Annotated in this window: 17 protein-coding genes; 9 read left to right on the forward strand and 8 right to left on the reverse strand. The window is 60.3% G+C overall.

What is annotated here, in order from left to right; genetic code table 11:
• Positions 1–19: 19 nt before the first annotated feature.
• Positions 20–712 carry a uracil-DNA glycosylase gene (gene ung, locus HRH33_RS07950; protein ID WP_094064671.1) on the forward strand — a complete coding sequence of 231 codons (693 nt, stop codon included), beginning with the start codon at positions 20–22 and terminating at the stop codon, positions 710–712.
• A 29-nt stretch (positions 713–741) separates the two neighbouring features.
• Here the strand turns inward: ung and HRH33_RS07955 are convergent, their stop codons facing one another.
• The 5 genes from HRH33_RS07955 to HRH33_RS07975 form a co-directional block, all read right to left on the reverse strand.
• The gene (locus HRH33_RS07955) at positions 742–1779 is read right to left on the reverse strand and encodes an AbrB family transcriptional regulator (RefSeq protein WP_123480479.1); all 1038 of its coding nucleotides are present in this window, start codon (positions 1777–1779) and stop codon (positions 742–744) included.
• Positions 1772–3286, reverse strand: a complete 1515-nt coding sequence (locus HRH33_RS07960; protein WP_167416491.1) for a tripartite tricarboxylate transporter permease — start codon at positions 3284–3286, stop codon at positions 1772–1774. The genes HRH33_RS07955 and HRH33_RS07960 overlap by 8 nt, the downstream gene beginning before the upstream one ends.
• Position 3287: 1 nt before the next feature.
• A complete protein-coding gene (locus HRH33_RS07965) occupies positions 3288–3746 on the reverse strand; it encodes a tripartite tricarboxylate transporter TctB family protein (protein WP_034096384.1) in 459 nt (152 codons plus the stop codon).
• Positions 3747–3807: 61 nt separating this feature from the next.
• A complete protein-coding gene (locus HRH33_RS07970) occupies positions 3808–4791 on the reverse strand; it encodes a Bug family tripartite tricarboxylate transporter substrate binding protein (protein WP_034096385.1) in 984 nt (327 codons plus the stop codon).
• Positions 4792–4838: 47 nt separating this feature from the next.
• Positions 4839–6131, reverse strand: a complete 1293-nt coding sequence (locus tag HRH33_RS07975) for an OprD family porin (RefSeq protein WP_094064668.1) — start codon at positions 6129–6131, stop codon at positions 4839–4841.
• Positions 6132–6367: 236 nt separating this feature from the next.
• On the opposite strand from HRH33_RS07975, the gene HRH33_RS07980 reads away from it, so the two are divergent.
• Both HRH33_RS07980 and HRH33_RS07985 read left to right on the forward strand, forming a co-directional pair.
• The gene (locus tag HRH33_RS07980) at positions 6368–7039 is read left to right on the forward strand and encodes a response regulator (protein WP_034096386.1); all 672 of its coding nucleotides are present in this window, start codon (positions 6368–6370) and stop codon (positions 7037–7039) included.
• Positions 7032–8417 carry a sensor histidine kinase gene (locus HRH33_RS07985; protein ID WP_167416492.1) on the forward strand — a complete coding sequence of 462 codons (1386 nt, stop codon included), beginning with the start codon at positions 7032–7034 and terminating at the stop codon, positions 8415–8417. The genes HRH33_RS07980 and HRH33_RS07985 overlap by 8 nt, the downstream gene beginning before the upstream one ends.
• On the opposite strand, the gene HRH33_RS07990 is transcribed toward HRH33_RS07985, so the two are convergent.
• Positions 8418–9239, reverse strand: coding sequence for an HDOD domain-containing protein (locus HRH33_RS07990; protein ID WP_034137348.1), 822 nt, complete (start codon positions 9237–9239; stop codon positions 8418–8420).
• Positions 9240–9275: 36 nt separating this feature from the next.
• Positions 9276–10217, reverse strand: coding sequence for a CAF17-like 4Fe-4S cluster assembly/insertion protein YgfZ (gene ygfZ / locus HRH33_RS07995; protein WP_167416493.1), 942 nt, complete (start codon positions 10215–10217; stop codon positions 9276–9278).
• A gap of 139 nt (positions 10218–10356) precedes the next feature.
• Here ygfZ and HRH33_RS08000 point away from each other — a divergent pair, with 139 nt between their 5' ends.
• Positions 10357–10611, forward strand: coding sequence for an FAD assembly factor SdhE (locus tag HRH33_RS08000; protein ID WP_034096390.1), 255 nt, complete (start codon positions 10357–10359; stop codon positions 10609–10611).
• Entirely contained in the window at positions 10595–11041 is a 447-nt protein-coding gene (locus HRH33_RS08005) for a protein YgfX (RefSeq protein ID WP_167416494.1), read from the forward strand. The genes HRH33_RS08000 and HRH33_RS08005 overlap by 17 nt, the downstream gene beginning before the upstream one ends.
• On the opposite strand, the gene nadB is transcribed toward HRH33_RS08005, so the two are convergent.
• Positions 11010–12626: an L-aspartate oxidase gene (gene nadB, locus HRH33_RS08010; protein WP_034137350.1), complete on the reverse strand. Its 1617-nt coding sequence runs from the start codon at positions 12624–12626 to the stop codon at positions 11010–11012. The genes HRH33_RS08005 and nadB overlap by 32 nt on opposite strands.
• Positions 12627–13091: 465 nt before the next feature.
• On the opposite strand from nadB, the gene rpoE reads away from it, so the two are divergent.
• The 4 genes from rpoE (at position 13092) to HRH33_RS08030 (ending at position 16961) form a co-directional block, all read left to right on the forward strand.
• A complete protein-coding gene (rpoE, locus tag HRH33_RS08015) occupies positions 13092–13673 on the forward strand; it encodes an RNA polymerase sigma factor RpoE/AlgU (RefSeq protein ID WP_003172477.1) in 582 nt (193 codons plus the stop codon).
• 32 nt (positions 13674–13705) lie between these two features.
• On the forward strand, positions 13706–14293 hold the full coding sequence (locus HRH33_RS08020; protein WP_034137351.1) for a sigma-E factor negative regulatory protein: 588 nt from the start codon (positions 13706–13708) through the stop codon (positions 14291–14293).
• A gap of 16 nt (positions 14294–14309) precedes the next feature.
• Positions 14310–15287, forward strand: coding sequence for a MucB/RseB C-terminal domain-containing protein (locus HRH33_RS08025; protein ID WP_167416495.1), 978 nt, complete (start codon positions 14310–14312; stop codon positions 15285–15287).
• Positions 15288–15521: 234 nt separating this feature from the next.
• Positions 15522–16961: a DegQ family serine endoprotease gene (locus HRH33_RS08030; protein ID WP_167416496.1), complete on the forward strand. Its 1440-nt coding sequence runs from the start codon at positions 15522–15524 to the stop codon at positions 16959–16961.
• Positions 16962–17004 lie beyond the last annotated feature (43 nt).

The raw sequence follows: 17004 nt of genomic DNA on the forward strand, positions 1-17004 counted from the left end.
TTTACAAGACACTTCAACGATGACCGACGGCGACCGCATCAAACTCGAACCCAGCTGGAAACATGCCCTGCGCGATGAGTTCGACAAGCCCTACATGGCCCAGCTGCGCGAATTCCTGCGCCAGGAGCATGCCGCCGGTAAAGAGATCTACCCGCCTGGCCCGCTGATTTTCAACGCCCTCAACTCCACGCCGCTGGACAAAGTAAAAGTGGTAATTCTCGGCCAAGACCCTTACCACGGCCCCGGCCAGGCCCATGGCCTGTGCTTCTCGGTGCAGCCGGGGGTGCCGGCGCCGCCGTCGCTGGTCAATATCTATAAAGAACTCAAGCGTGACTTGAACATCGACATTCCCAACCACGGCTACCTGCAGAGCTGGGCCGAGCAGGGGGTGCTGATGCTCAACACCACCATGACGGTGGAGCGCGCCAACGCCAACGCCCATGCCGGCAAGGGTTGGCAGTTCTTTACCGACCGGATTATCGAAGTGGTCAGCGAGCACCAGCCGCACTTGGTGTTTCTGCTGTGGGGCGCCCACGCCCAGAGCAAGCAGAAACTGATCGATGCCACCAAGCATCTGGTGCTGACATCGGTGCATCCGTCGCCGCTGTCGGCGTATCGCGGGTTTATCGGTTGTGGGCATTTCAGCCGCGCTAACAAGTTTCTTGAGCAGAGCGGCGAAACACCGATTGAGTGGCGATTGCCGCCACTCTAAGGCCAAGCCTATTCAAAAGGTGGGAAGGTTTAGAGGGTTTCTGGCTGACGATTCCAATACCTGAACAACGGCTCCGCCAGAAACAGCACAAACAACAAGCGCATCACCTGCATCGCCGTTACTAGCGGCACTGACAGTTGCAGGGTTTCGGCCGTAAGACTCATCTCGGCGATGCCACCCGGCATCATGCCCAGGGTCAGCGAGCGCAGGTCCAAGTGGGTGAGGGCGCTCAGGCCCACGGCGGCCAGGGTCGCCAGCGCCATGGTTAGAGCGGTGCCGACTAAAGTACGAGCCATGAACGACGGCGCGCGGCGGAAGAACTGACGGTTGAAATGGCAACCCAGTCCGCTGCCGATCAGCCATTGGCCGATCTGGCTACCGCCGTCGGGCAGGCCGATATGCAAATCCCAGACAACGCTGGCGGTCGCGCTGACCAATAACGGGCCGAACAACCATGGGTTTGGCTGACGCAGGCGCTGCCAACCCCAGGCCACCAGGGCTCCCAGCGCAAACAGCATCGCCAGCCAGGCCCAACTCACGGGTGCCGGATGAAACTGCGGCGCGCCGCCCCCCAGCACATACTTGAAGATCGCCGGTACGCACAGCACCACTGCCAGCACGCGTAGGCTCTGCCCCGCCGCGACACGGCTGAGCACCGCGCCGTTGCGTGCGCCGAGGTTGACCATTTCACCGGACCCGCCCGGCATGCTGGAGAAAAACGCGGTGGCGCGGTCTTCACCGCTGCGGCGCATCAGCCACACGCCCACCACGCTCGACAGGCTGGTGACCAGCGCGCCGAAGAAGATCAGGCCGAAGTGGCTCATCACCTGCTCGATCACCACTGGGGTGAAGTGCAGGCCGATGCCGATCCCCACCACCCATTGGCCGCATTTACGCCCGCCGGGAATCTCCGCCAACTGCCAGGGCGTGAGGCAACGCACCAGAATGATCGCCAGCAACGAGCCGACCATGTACGGCAATGGCCAGCCGATCAGGCTGGCCAGGTAACCGCCGGCCAGGCCGACCAGCGGTGTTCCCCACCAATGTTTAAGGGTGACCTCAGACATTGGCCACAGCGCGGCGCTGTTGGGCGCGTTTGCGCCAGATCCGCAGCAGCGGCACGAACAGCATGATCGCGGTCAGTACCCAGACGCCAAAGGTGATCGGGCTCGACCACAGAATCTCCAGCGCACCGTTGGAGATCGACAGCGCACGGCGCAGGTTCTGCTCCATCAGGCCGCCGAGGATAAAGCCCAACAGCACCGGCGACAGCGGGAAGTCCAGCTTGCGCAGGATGTAACCGAAGATGCCGATCCCGACCATCAGGAACAGGTCGAAAGTGGTGGCATGCACCGCGTACACACCGATCGCGGTGATGATGGCGATCACCGGCACCAGCGCCCAGTTCGGCACGGCGAGGATGCGCGTGAAGATCCGGATCATCGGGATGTTGAGGATCACCAGCATGATGTTGGCGATAAACAACGAAGCGATCAGGCCCCAGACAATGTCCGGTTGCTGTTGGAACAGCAGCGGGCCGGGGGTGATGTTGTACAGCGACAGCGCGCCGATCATCACCGCAGTGGTGCCCGAGCCGGGTACGCCCAGGGTCAGCATCGGCACCAGAGCGCCGCAGGCGGATGCGCCGATCGCGGTTTCCGGGGCGGCGAGGCCGCGCATGTCGCCCTGGCCGAACTTGCCGCTGGCACCAGCCATGCGTTTCTCGGTCATGTAGGCCACGGCCGATGCCAGCGTTGCACCGGCGCCCGGCAACACGCCCATGATGAAGCCCAGCAGGCCGCAACGGATATTCACCACGAATACCGACGCCGCTTCCTTGACGTTGAACATCATGCGCCCGGTGGCCTTGACCGCTTCTTGGCCACGGTGGGTTTTTTCCAGCAGCAACAGGATCTCGCTGATGGAGAACAGGCCCAGCACCAGTACGACGAATTGGATGCCGTCGGTGAGGTGGATGTTATCGCCGGTAAAACGGTACACGCCGCTGTTGGCATCGATGCCGACCGCCGACAGGAACAGGCCGATCAACGCCGCGACGAAGGTCTTCAACGGCTTGTCACCGGCCATGCCGCCCAGGCAGACAATCGCGAACACCATCAGCACGAAATATTCCGCCGGGCCGAAGGCAATCGCCCACTTGGCCAGCAGCGGCGCAAACAGCACCATGCCGCAGGTGGCGATGAACGCACCGATGAACGAACTCCATGCCGACAACGACAGCGCCACACCGGCCAGGCCTTTGCGGGCCATCGGGTAGCCGTCGAGGGTGGTCATTACGGTGGAAGCTTCGCCCGGGATGTTAAGCAGGATCGAACTGATCCGACCGCCGTATTCGCAGCCCAGGTACACCGCCGCCAGCAGGATCAGCGCCGATTCTGGCGGCAGGCCCAGGGCGAACGCGATGGGGATCAACAGCGCCACACCGTTGATCGGGCCCAGGCCCGGCAGCAGGCCGACCACGGTGCCGATCAACGTGCCGCACAGCGCGGTCACCAGGTTGTAAGGGGACAGCGCCACGCCAAAGCCCTGGCCCAAGTGGCCAAAAGTATCCATATCAGTTCTCCAGAACGTCGAGCAGGCCAAGGGGCAACGGCACATCCATGACCTTATCGAACAGCAGGTACAAACCGATGGCCATCAGGGAGACGATCACCACGCTGGGCATCCAGCGGCCGCCGTACAGGCGCGCCATCGGGATGCCGATCAGCATGCTGCTGAGGATGAAACCCAGCGGTTCGAAAGTGGCGGCGAACACAATCAGCAGGACCACGCAGAGGCTGATCTTGATCAGGGTTTCGCGATCCAGCGCCGGTTCTTCTTCGGTGTGCTTGGTGGCCTGCGGGCGAATCAGCATGTAGATCAGCGCCAGGCTCATCAGCCCGAGGATCAGCAGCGGGTAGGCGCGGGGCCCTACCGGCTCGTAGGAAAACGACGCCTGATAGGGCCAGGCCATCAGCGCCAGACCGGCACAGGCCAGCAGCAGCGCGGCCGCGAATATGCGTTGTAAGAGCATGTTGAACTCCTGGGCCATGCCTGGGGTTTTGCCAGGCATGGCCGCGCGACAGAGGGGGCGATTACTGGATCAGGCCGAACTCTTTGGCCAGCACTTTGTAGTCAGCCACCTGTTTCTTCACATAGGTGTCCAGCTCCGGGCCGGTCATGGCAAACGGGAACAGCTCGCGCTGGTCACGCAGCTTGGCGAACTCTTCGGAGGCCAGCAGTTTGTCGAATGCGTCTTTCCACCAGGCGTACTCGGCATCGCTGACTTTTGGCCCGAGGTAGAAGCCGCGCACCACTGGCCACACGATGTCGTAGCCTTGCTCTTTGGCGGTCGGGATATCCTTCATTTCCGGCTCGTTCAGGCGCTGCTCGGAGAACACCGCCAGCAGACGCATGTCGCCGCTGAGGATGTGCGGCATGGAGTCGGAGATGTCGGTACTGCCCACTTGAATATGACCACCAAGCAGGGCCGTGGCGATTTCACCGCCACCTTCGAGGGCCACATAGCGCAGCTCGCGCGGGTTGATCCCGGCGGCTTTGGCGATCAGGGCGGTTTGCATCCAGTCCTGGCTACCGACGGTGCCGCCGGAACCGATCACCACGCTGCCCGGATCTTTCTTCAGGGCTTTGACCAAATCATCGAGGGTCTTGTAGGGCGAATCGCTTTTAACCGCGATGGCGCCGTAACTGGTGCCGACTGCGGCCAGCCAACGTACGGCGCTTTCATCGAAACGCCCGAACTTGCCCTGGGCCAGGTTCAGCAGCGAGCCGCTGGACCAGGCCACCAGCGTACCGGCATCCGCCGGACGCTGGGCGACCACGGCGTTGTAGGCCACCGCGCCTACGCCGCCGGGCATGTAGGTCACGCGCATCGGTTTGCTCAGCAATTTTTCATTGACCAGTGCGCTTTGCGCCAGTTTGCAGGTCAGGTCGAAACCACCGCCGGGGGAGGCCGGGGCGATGCATTCCGGGCGCTTGGGCTCGTCAGCGGCCAGCAATTGACCGGCGAACAACATGCAGCCGGCGGTGAGGGCCAATTTACGCAATGAAAGGGTCATGGGTGTCTCCGTCGTTTTTGTTATGAGGTTCTACTGCCAGGCACTGCTTACCAGAGCGCGACGCTGTAGCTGACCAGCAGGCGCATTTCATCCGCATCGCGGGCTGAATAGTTGGAGCGGTAAGTGGCGTTACGCAGGCGCACGGCCACGTCCTTGAACGTGCCGGTCTGCACCACATACTTGATCTCGCTGTTACGCTCCCATTCTTTGCCGGTGTCGCCGTTCCTGAGCTTGATGTTGTCACCGGACAGGTAACGGCTCATGAAACTCAGGCCTGGGATGCCCAGCTTGGCGAAGTCATAGTCGTAGCGCGCTTGCCAGGAACGTTCCTCGGCACCGGCGAAATCGTTGATCTGTACAAAGTTGACCAGGTACGGGTCGCTGCCATCCACATACGGAAAGGCACTGTCGCCGGACATGTGCTGGTAACCGGCGCTGAGCTTGTGGCCGTTGAGGGCATAGCTGAACAGACCGTTGAGGGAGGTGTTGTCGATCTTGCCGCCACGGGCGCTGCCGGTGTCGTCGCTGATGGCCAGGCGCAGGTCGGCGGCGAAGGTGCCTGGGCCCATCGGGCGCGCGGCCACCAGGCCAAGGAAGTGTTGACGGTAGACATCATCGAGTTGGGCGAAGTGGTAGCTGCCGGTGATCTTGTCGGCGAATTTGTAGTCCACGCCGCCGAAATTGAAGTGCTTACCGGTAGCCCCGCTGAGGAAGCGGCTGTTCTTGTTATTGAGGGCGATATCTTCGTAGTTGGTATCGTCGCGGTCCTTGGCTTTATCCAGGCGGCCGCCGGTGAATACCAGATTCTTGAATTCCTTGGACGTCAGCAACCCACCATTGAAGGTCTGCGGCAAAATGCGCCCGTCGTTGGGTTTGAGGATCGGCAGCTCGGGCATCAGCGCACCGATTTTCAACTCGGTGGCGGAGATTTTTACTTTGCCGGTCAGGCCCAACTTGGAGTATTCGTCGGCGGCGCGGCCGTCATCATGGGTCGGCAGCAGTCCGGTGCCGGTGCGGTCGGGGCTGGAGTCGAGCTTGATCCCGAGCATGCCCAACGCATCCACGCCAAAGCCCACGGTGCCATCGGTGTAACCCGACTGCAGGTTGAGCATAAAGCCCTGGGCCCATTCGTCGCGCTTGGATTGCTGGGCACTGGTGCCGTCGCGAAAGTCGCGATTGAAGTACATGTTGCGGGTTTCCAGGGTCGCGCTGCTGTCTTCGAAGAAGGCGGCTTGGCTGAGCGGCGTGAAGCCGGCAAGGGCGGCGGCGCTGGCAAGGGTGGTTTGGGTCAGGCGGGAAAAACGAACAGACGGACGAGCCTGGGGCTGTGTCGACAGCATGGTGATGCACTCCGATATTGTTTTTATTGTGACGAAAACGCATCGAGGCGTTTTTCGGGCACTGCGGATCAGGCAGCTGGGTGGGCAAGGCTCACCGTGAGCTGGATGCTAAAGCGCGAAGCTTTCACTAACCTTTCAGTCACCTTTCAATGTTTTCGGGCTTCACAGGGCACCGGGCGCCTGTAAACTCCCCGCCAAAGCGTGGCATCGACCACTCCTGAATGAGGCAGAAAACCATGCGTGTCCTTCTGGTTGAAGACCATTTGCAACTCGCCGACAGTGTGGCCCAGGCGCTCAAGAGCACGGGTTTGACCGTCGACGTGCTGCACGACGGCGTTGCCGCCGACCTGGCCTTGAGCAGCGAGGACTACGCGGTGGCCATCCTCGATGTGGGGCTGCCGCGCATGGATGGTTTCGAGGTGCTCGCACGTTTGCGAGCCCGTGGGAAAAATCTGCCGGTGCTGATGCTGACCGCGCGAAGTGACGTCAAAGACCGTGTGCATGGCCTGAACCTGGGAGCCGACGACTATCTGGCCAAGCCTTTCGAACTGACGGAACTGGAAGCACGGGTCAAGGCCCTGTTGCGTCGCAGCGTGCTGGGCGGCGAGCGCCAGCAAACCTGCGGCGTGCTGGTGTACGACTTGGACACCCGGCGCTTCACGTTGGGTGGCGAACTGCTGACATTGACCTCTCGGGAGCAGGCGGTGCTTGAAGCGCTGATCGCGCGTCCGGGCCGGGTGATGAGCAAAGAGCAACTGGCCTCCCATGTGTTTGGCCTGGACGAGGAAGCCAGCCCCGATGCGATCGAAATCTACGTGCATCGCCTGCGCAAAAAACTCGATGGGCAACCGATCGCCATCGTGACGTTCCGCGGCCTTGGCTACCTGCTGGAAGCCCGCGATGCATAAGCCCAGCAGCCTGCGCTGGCGCCTGCTGTGGAACCTGGCGCTGTTGCTGGTGCTGTTGATGTTGGCCAGCGGCATGAGCGCCTACTGGAACGGTCGCGAAGCAGCCGATACCGCCTACGACCGTACGCTGCTGGCGTCGGCACGTACCATCGCGGCCGGCCTGACCCAGGTGGACGGCACTCTCAGCGCCAATGTGCCCTATGTGGCCCTGGACACCTTCGCCTACGACAGCGCCGGGCGCATTTACTACCAGGTCAACGACATCGATCAGAAGCTGATCTCCGGCTATGAGAACCTGCCCGGCCCACCTCCCGGCACTCCGCGTACCGATGATTACCCGGCCCTGGCGCGTTTCTACAACGCCAAGTACCAGGGCCAGGAAGTGCGGGTGGTCAGCCTGCTTAAAGCGGTTTCCGAGCCGAACATGAACGGTATGGCGGAAATCCGCGTGGCCGAGACCGACGAAGCAAGGGTCAGCATGGCCCGTAGCCTGATGGCCGATACCCTGCTGCGCCTGGGCATGCTCGCGATCGGTGCGTTGCTGCTGGTGTGGTTTGCCGTGAGCGCCGCGCTCCGCCCGCTGGATCGTCTGCGTAAAGCCGTGGAGGAGCGTCAGCCCGACGATCTGCGGCCGTTGCCATTGGTGGAGGTGCAGCATGAGTTTGGCCCGTTGGTCAGCTCACTCAATCACTTCACCGAGCGCCTGCGCGGGCAATTCCAACGCCAGGCGCAGTTTATCGCCGATGCGTCCCACGAACTGCGCACTCCGCTGGCCGCACTCAAGGCCCGCCTGGAGTTGGGGTTGCGCGCCGAAGACCCGGCGACCTGGCGCAGCACCTTGGAAACCGCGGCTCAGGGCACTGATCGCCTGACCCATCTGGCCAATCAGTTGCTGTCCCTGGCGCGCATCGAGAACGGCGCCCGGGCGATTGCCGAAGGCGGCGCGCAGTTGTTGGATCTGAGTCAGTTGGCCCGCGAACTGGGCATGGCCATGGCGCCTCTGGCCCATGCGCGCGGCGTGGCCCTGGCGCTGGAAGCCGACGAGCCGGTGTGGCTGCGCGGCGAACCGACACTGTTGAACGAACTGCTGAGTAACCTGGTGGACAATGCCCTGGCGCACACGCCGCCTGGTGGCAACGTGATCCTACGGGTGATGGCGCCGGCGGTGCTGGAAGTGGAAGACGATGGCCCGGGCATCCCGCTGGATGAGCGGGATCGGGTGTTCGAGCGGTTCTATCGGCGTAGTCAACAGGGCATGGGCTCGGGCCTGGGCTTGGCGATTGTCGGGGAAATATGCCGGGCGCATCTGGCGCAGATCAGTCTGCATGACGGCGAGCGCGCTGGGTTGAAAGTTCGGGTGAGTTTTATCGCCGGTTGATCAGTAGAACATCGAACGCGCTTCATCCAGCTCTGCGCGCAGGCTGTCGCTATAGGGGTCTACGCGCAGCTTTTTCATCGCGGGGATCTCGGAAACCACCACGTTTGCCAGAGGGTGATGGGTGCCGCGATGGCAGTACAGCACGGCAATTTGCACCAGATCGATATAGTCGAGACGGTCGGAGTCGCGCTCGAAGTTCAGGTATTGCCCCGGCAGTTTCGCCAGCATCTCGGGAAAGTCCCAGCCGCTGAGTAACTTGTCGCCCAGCTTAGGGTGGATGCTGTCGATCACATGATTGAGGCTGACCGGGTCTGCCAGCAGCTCGTAGTGGTCTTCGGCGTAGGTGAGAATCGGCAGTACGCCGATCTGGTGCACCAGGCCACCGAGGGCCGCTTGGTCCGGCTTGAGCTGGCTGTGGCTGCGGCACAAGGCATAGCTCACGCCCGCCACTTCCAGGCTGCGGCGCCAGACGTCGCGCATTTTCTGTTCGACGACTTCGGAGCGGGCGTGAAAGATCTGCTCCATCACCAGGCCAATCGCCAGGTTGCTGCTGTAATTGGTGCCCAGCCGCGTGATGGCGGTGTGCAGGTCGGTGACTTCCTGCGTGGCGCGCAGCAGCGGGCTGTTGACCACTTTGATCAGGCGCGCGGACAGGGCCGTATCGCGACCGATCACTTTGCTCAAGTGGCTGATGCTGATTTCCGGGTCTTCGGCGGCCTGACGAATCCCCAGGGCCACTTCCGGTAATGTCGGCAGAACCAGGTCATCGTTATCGATGGCCTTGACCAAAGCCTGTTGGACTTTTTCCGCCAGCTTGTTCATTCATGATCTCTAGGGTGTTGCAAAAAAGTACGGCGACTAACGCTGGATCTCTCGATCACGGTCGAGGGTATAAGGCAGGTCAAGCAGTTGCAGACCCGGGCCTTCAAGCATGCCTAGATGCACATCGCCACTATCGGCAGCTTCGGCTTGCAATACGGCCAGAAGTTCAATGACCTGGTCAGCTTTTGCTGCGATTACCACTTCACCGATCGAGCTGTTGTGGCTAGGCGAAAACAGAGGAGTGCCTGGCTCGGGCATTTGCGCCGAATCAAGGCTTAAGCGGTACAAGCGGCGCTTGAGTTTGCCCAAGTACTGCATACGCGCGACGATTTCCTGGCCGGTGTAGCAGCCTTTCTTGAAACTCACACCGCCCACGGCTTGCAAGTTGAGCATCTGCGGGATGAACAGCTCGCGGGTTTGCGCCATGACTTGGCCGATACCGGCGCGAATCTGGCCCAGCAGCCATTCATTCAGATCGGCAGAGTCAAGGGTTGAACTCAATTGGGCTTTGACGGCGTCGGCTCGATCCGAGGGTACCCAGAGTTCGCTGCGGCCGGATGAGACCCGAATGGCGATCAAGTGCTCGTTGCGGGCTACGCTGTCGGTCTCGGCCGGTAGCTCAAGCCCGAGGCTGGCCAGGGCCGAATCCGCATTCACCAGACCGAAACGGGACCAGGCGGCACTTTCGTCGGTCAGCTTGGACTTGGAGAACACCGCGTATTTTTTCAGGTCGGCCAGTTGCGGTTCCAGCAGCTCGGCCGCCATCGCCAGCAACACCCCATCACCTTGCAACAAGATGCGAAAGCTCGACTGCATGCGCCCTTTTTGCGTGCATCGCGCGCCCAGGCTGGCCTGGGTATCACTCAGGTAATTGAGGTTGCAGGTCAATTGGCCCTGCAGGAATTTGGCAGCATCGGCGCCGCGGACGGCGAGGACACCTTCGTGGATCAGGGGGCAGAAGAAAGCAGAGTCAGCCATGGTTCATCGCAGGTCAAAAAGTCATGGGTGCATCATAGAGGGGCGCCCGGCAAATGGATAGTTTCCGTAGGGGCGACCAAAGCCGACTGTTCCACTGCTGTCGGGCCTGTATACTTGCGCTCTATTTGAGGAGCGCTCCATGGTCGAAGATGTAGAACTCAATCGCCTCTACTGGCACAGCCGTCGCGGCATGCTTGAGCTGGATGTGTTGCTGGTGCCTTTCGTCAAAGAGGTTTATTCCACCCTTAATGAAGTGGACCGCAAGGTGTATGTGCGTCTGCTGGAGTGCGAAGACCAGGATATGTTCGGCTGGTTCATGGAGCGCGCCGAGTCGGACGATCCGGAACTGCAGCGTATGGTTCGGATGATTCTGGACCGTGTCCAGCCTAAGTAATCGCTTCGAATGTCGCTGGCAGCCGTCACGGCGGCTACTGGCGGCGTATCTTTGCGCCCAACTGTTCGCGTTGGGTGCGTTGGCATTGATTGATCTCGCTTTCTCAACTCTGGCGCTGGTGTTGTGTCTGGGACATGCCGCCTGGGTGTTGCCGCGACACATTCTGCTGTCACACCGTTCGTCGATTCGTGGCCTGCGACGCGATGAGGACGGCTGGCAATTGTTCAGTGAGCAGCGTGGCTGGCACGCCGTGCAGTTGTGTCCGGACAGTCTGGCGTTGCCCCTGATTGTGGTGCTGCGATATCGGGTCAAGGGGCAGTGGTGGGCGCGTTCGATCTGTGTGCCCAAGGACGCGCAGGCGGCGGATACACACCGGCGCCTGCGGGTACGCTTGAAGTTCAGCCGGCGTAGGTGGCTGGCACCAGGATAGTGTCGCGGGCTTCGGGGAGCATCTGCGGGTAGTCGAGGGTGTAATGCAGGCCTCGGCTTTCCTTGCGTTCCATGGCCGAGCGGATCATCAGCTCGGCCACCTGGGCCAAGTTGCGCAACTCGATCAGGTCACGGCTGACTTTATAGTTGCTGTAGAACTCGTCGATTTCATCCAGTAGCAACCGCACCCGATGTTGTGCCCGTTGCAGGCGCTTGTTGGTGCGCACGATGCCCACGTAGTCCCACATGAAGCGCCGCAGCTCATCCCAGTTGTGGGCGATGATCACGTCCTCGTCCGAGTCGGTGACTTGGCTGGCGTCCCAGCGGGGCAGGGCGGCCGGCACCGGAATTCGCGGCAGTTGCTCAAGGATATCCGCCGCCGCTGAGCGGGCATATACGAAGCACTCAAGCAGCGAGTTGCTAGCCATGCGATTGGCACCATGCAGGCCGGTGAAGCTGGTTTCACCAATGGCATAAAGGCCGGGTACGTCAGTGCGGCCATGCTGGTCAACCATTACGCCGCCGCAGGTGTAGTGCGCGGCCGGTACGACGGGTATCGGGCCTTTGGTGATATCGATATTGAAGGCCAGGCAGCGCTCGTAGACGGTGGGGAAGTGCGTCTTGATGAATGCCTCGGGTTGATGGCTGATGTCCAAGTAGACGCAGTCGATGCCCAGGCGCTTCATTTCATGGTCGATGGCGCGGGCGACGATATCGCGCGGGGCCAGTTCGGCTCGGGGGTCGAAGCGCTGCATGAAGCGTTCGCCGTTCGGCAGTTTCAAGTGCGCGCCTTCGCCGCGCAGCGCTTCGGTGATCAGGAAACTCTTGGCCTGCGGGTGATACAGGCAGGTCGGGTGGAACTGATTGAACTCCAGGTTGGCCACTCGGCACCCCGAGCGCCAGGCCATGGCGATGCCATCGCCGCAGGCGCCGTCAGGGTTGCTGGTATATAGATAGACCTTAGCCGCGCCGCCCGACGCGAGAATGGTGAAGCGCGCGCCGTAGGTGTCGACCTCGCCGCTGCCGCGGTTGAGCACGTAGGCGCCGAGACAGCGCTCGCCTTCCAGTCCCAAGCGCTTTTCGGTGATCAGATCGACGGCGACGCGTTGCTCCAGCAGTTCGATGTTGGGGCGTTGACGGGCCTGATCCAGCAACGTCCTGAAAATAGCCGCGCCGGTAGCATCGGCGGCATGGATGATGCGGCGATGGCTGTGGCCGCCTTCACGGGTCAGATGGAACTCGAAGCCGCCGTCGTCGGCGCTGGCGTGTTCGTCACGGGTGAAGGGTACGCCTTGATCGATCAGCCATTGGATCGCTTCGCGGCTGTGCTCAACGGTGAAACGCACCGCTTCTTCATTACACAGCCCGCCACCGGCGTTGAGGGTGTCCTCGACGTGGGACTGCACCGTGTCGGTGTCATCCAGCACGGCGGCAACACCGCCCTGGGCCCAGAATGTCGAGCCGTTGGCCAGGTCGCCCTTGCTCAGTACGGCGATGCGCAGGTGGCTGGGGAGGGTCAGGGCAAGACTCAATCCGGCTGCGCCGCTGCCAATCACCAGAACATCGTGTTGAAACTGTTGGCTCATTTGAAGGATTCCGCAAAAAGCGATCCAAGGGCTAGTGGCGCTGACGGGACGCCTGGATCGGCGAATCAAAGGGTCACATGGCCCACTAGTATATAGAGGGGGGGAGCGGCACAATAGCCAGGCATTCGTGGCAATGTGAGATTACGGTGCGCGGCTTGGGTATAATCCGTCGGTTATTGGATTGGGAACTTTTTGCATAAGCCCCGACTCAATAGCAGGTTGCCCGAAAGCTGGGAAAACGTTGAGTTTATTGGCCCGTCGGGAGCATTGGACGCGTCAGGAAACCGACGACAAGATTATTCGCGCAGCCGGCGTTGCCCGCGCTGCGTTTTTCGTGTGTGCCAAATCAGTGCATGCCGGAAACTTGCTTGGAGGGGGAGAACTTTTGCGAAAAGTCCGAGTCTATGTTTGCAAGCCTGATCGTTTAGTTATGCAAGCCTCCTTCAAGTACAACGAGGAGTGTTCATGCTAACCCAGGAAGAGGATCAGCAGCTGGTCGAGCGCGTACAACGCGGCGACAAGCGCGCATTTGATCTGCTAGTGCTGAAATACCAGCACAAAATTCTCGGGTTGATCGTGCGGTTTGTGCACGACACCCATGAAGCGCAGGACGTTGCACAGGAGGCCTTTATCAAGGCGTACCGTGCACTCGGTAATTTCCGCGGTGACAGTGCGTTTTATACGTGGCTGTACCGCATCGCCATCAACACGGCGAAGAACTATCTGGTGTCTCGCGGACGCCGCCCACCAGATAGTGATGTAAGTTCAGAAGATGCAGAATTTTACGATGGTGATCACGGCCTCAAAGATCTCGAGTCGCCGGAGCGTGCATTGCTGCGCGACGAGATCGAAGGAACCGTTCATCGCACAATTCAGCAACTGCCAGAAGATTTGCGTACGGCGTTAACTTTACGTGAATTCGACGGTCTGAGTTATGAAGACATTGCGAGCGTCATGCAATGTCCGGTGGGGACTGTAAGGTCACGGATTTTCCGGGCCCGGGAAGCCATCGACAAAGCCTTGCAACCGTTGTTGCAGGAAAACTAAAGACAGCGGCGACAGCCAAGAGAGGAACCGCCATGAGTCGTGATGCCCTGCAGGAATCGCTGTCCGCAGTGATGGATAACGAAGCGGATGAACTGGAACTTCGTCGAGTGCTCAACGCGTTCGATGATGCCGAAACCCGTGATACCTGGTCTCGTTACCAAGTCGCTCGGGCGGTGATGCACAAGGATCTTCTAATCCCTCGTCTGGATATTGCTGCGGCCGTTTCTGCCGCGTTGGCTGATGAAGCCGTTCCGGCAAAAGCTGTTCGCGGTCCGTGGCGTAGCCTCGGTCGCCTTGCGGTTGCTGCCTCGGTGACTGTTGCCGTGCTGGCGGGTGTTCGTCTTTACAATCAGGACGAAATTGCCGGTGCCGAACTGGCCCAGCAGACTCAGCAACCGGTCATGGCCGGTCCTCAAGTCAAAGGTCCGGCAGTATTGGCCGGCTACAAGGAAAGCTCCGACGCCGCCGGCCCTATGGCCAACGGTGTATTGCAGGGGCAATCCGGTTGGCAGGATCAGCGTCTCCCAGGTTACCTGCGCCAACATGCACAGGAATCGGCCTTGAAAGGCACTGAAAGCGCTTTGCCTTACGCTCGCGCCGCTAGTCTGGAAAACCGTTGAACCGCTAAGGAGCTATATGCGCGCCATACCGCTCCTTACGCTTTTGCTCAGTGTGCTCAGTGGTTGGTTGGTGCTTCCCGCCCATGCCGATGAAGCCCAAGAGTGGCTGAGTCGACTTGGGCGCGCAGAGCAGCAGCAAAGCTTTGAAGGTACGTTCGTGTATGAACGTAACGGCAGCTTTTCCACCCATGACATCTGGCACCGTGTCCAGAATGGACAAGTCCGAGAGCGGCTTTTGCAGCTTGATGGTTCTGCTCAGGAAGTGGTGCGAGTGGATGGCCGCACGCAATGCGTGAGTGGCACATTAGTCGCCGGCATTGGCAATTCTCGAGAAGCCCCTTCCCGCGCGCTCGATCCCTCGAAACTCAATCAATTCTATGAACTGGCCGTGATCGGAAAATCCCGTGTTGCTGGCCGTGACGCTGTGATTGTGTCCATTACCCCCCGTGACCAATACCGCTACGGATTTGAGCTGCATCTGGACCGTGAAACGGCCTTGCCGCTCAAATCGTTATTGCTCAACGATCAAGGGCAGTTGCTGGAGCGCTTCCAGTTCACCCGCTTGAATACATCTACTCTGCCTGACGATCGCAACTTGCGGCCTAGCAAGGATTGCACGCCTATCGGAGCAGTCAATGCCAGCCAGTCAGAGGTACAGCCGACCGAAGCCTGGCACTTGGAGTGGTTGCCACCTGGGTTTGAATTGACGAGCGCCACTGCGCGAGCGGACACCCGCACCAAGACCACCATCGACAGTTTGATGTATGAAGATGGTCTGGCGCGATTTTCGGTATTCCTTGAACCCATCAGTGAGGGGGGCGTGACGGAAAACCGTACGCAGCTAGGCCCCACTGTTGCGGTCTCCCGCCGCTTGAATACGGTGGACGGTGAAATGATGGTGACGGTTGTTGGAGAAATCCCTATCGGTACCGCCGAGCGTATTGCGCTTTCAGTGCGCAGTGAAAAAAAGGCAACCGCTAAGCCCTTGCCGTGAGTTGTTAATCCTATGTTCATCCTGACCTTTCAATTTACAACCACTCACGCTTGGCTGCTGAAAGTATGAAATGTCTGGATCAGGATTTTCACTTGCAAAAATCGTCCATCTTTTTTATAGGTCAGAGCTTGTCGGCTCTGGCCTTGTTTTGTTCGCGGAACAAAAACGGCGGTCGCAGTTTCCGGCGTTTCTTGAACCCTGTCGCTCAACCCTGCTCGTCGTAACGGGAGCTGTATGTCGATACCTCGTTTGAAATCCTACCTATCCATAGTCGCCACGGTACTGGTGCTGGGTCAGGCTGTGACCGCGCAAGCGGCTGAGTTGCCTGACTTCACCCAATTGGTTGAGCAAGCCTCGCCGGCCGTGGTGAACATCAGTACCACTCAAAAGCTGCCTGATCGCAAAGTGTCGAACCAGCAGATGCCGGACCTTGAGGGCCTGCCGCCGATGTTGCGTGAGTTCTTCGAGCGTGGCATGCCACAGCCGCGTGCGCCCCGGGGGGGCGGCGGTGGTCAACGTGAAGCTCAATCTCTGGGTTCGGGCTTCATTATTTCGCCGGACGGCTACATTCTCACCAATAACCATGTCATCGCCGACGCAGACGAAATTCTCGTCCGCCTGGCCGATCGCAGTGAGCTCAAGGCCAAGTTGGTCGGTACCGACCCACGCTCCGATGTGGCCTTGCTGAAAATCGACGGCAAGGACCTGCCTGTGCTGAAGCTGGGCAAATCCCAGGATCTGAAGGCCGGCCAGTGGGTCGTCGCCATCGGTTCTCCATTTGGCTTTGACCATACGGTCACCCAAGGCATCGTCAGCGCCATCGGTCGTAGCCTGCCTAATGAAAACTATGTGCCGTTCATCCAGACCGACGTGCCGATCAACCCGGGTAACTCCGGCGGCCCGCTGTTCAACCTGGCTGGCGAAGTCGTGGGGATCAACTCGCAGATCTATACCCGCTCCGGTGGGTTTATGGGCGTATCGTTCGCTATCCCGATCGATGTGGCCATGGACGTATCCAATCAGTTGAAAAGCGGCGGCAAGGTCAGCCGTGGTTGGTTGGGCGTAGTGATCCAGGAAGTGAACAAGGATTTGGCTGAATCCTTCGGCCTCGACAAGCCGGCGGGTGCGCTGGTGGCGCAGATCCAAGACGGTGGCCCCGCCGCCAAGGGTGGTCTGCAAGTTGGTGACGTGATCCTGAGCATGAATGGCCAGCCAATCATTATGTCCGCCGACCTGCCGCATTTGGTCGGGGCACTCAAGGCTGGCAGCAAAGCCAAGTTGGAAGTGATTCGTGGCGGCAAGCGCCAGAACGTTGAGCTGACTGTCGGTGCGATTCCTGAAGAAGGCGCCACCCTCGATGCCCTGGGCAACACCAAGCCAGGCGCCGAGCGCAGCAGCAACCGTCTGGGGATTGCCGTAGCCGAGCTGACGGACGAACAGAAAAAAGCCTTCGACCTCAAGAGCGGCGTGGTAATCAAAGAAGTGCAGGATGGGCCCGCTGCGTTGATTGGTCTGCAGCCGGGTGATGTGATCACTCACTTGAACAACCAGGCGATCGATAGCACCAAGCAATTCACCGATATCGCCAAGGCGTTGCCGAAGAATCGTTCGGTATCGATGCGTGTCTTGCGTCAGGGCCGTGCGAGCTTTATCACCTTCAAACTGGCCGAATAACTCGCCAGCTCAATAAAAAAGCCCCGCTTTCGTTTAACGAAGG

It is taken from the genome of Pseudomonas rhodesiae, assembly GCF_013285305.1.
Taxonomy (GTDB): domain Bacteria; phylum Pseudomonadota; class Gammaproteobacteria; order Pseudomonadales; family Pseudomonadaceae; genus Aquipseudomonas; species Aquipseudomonas rhodesiae.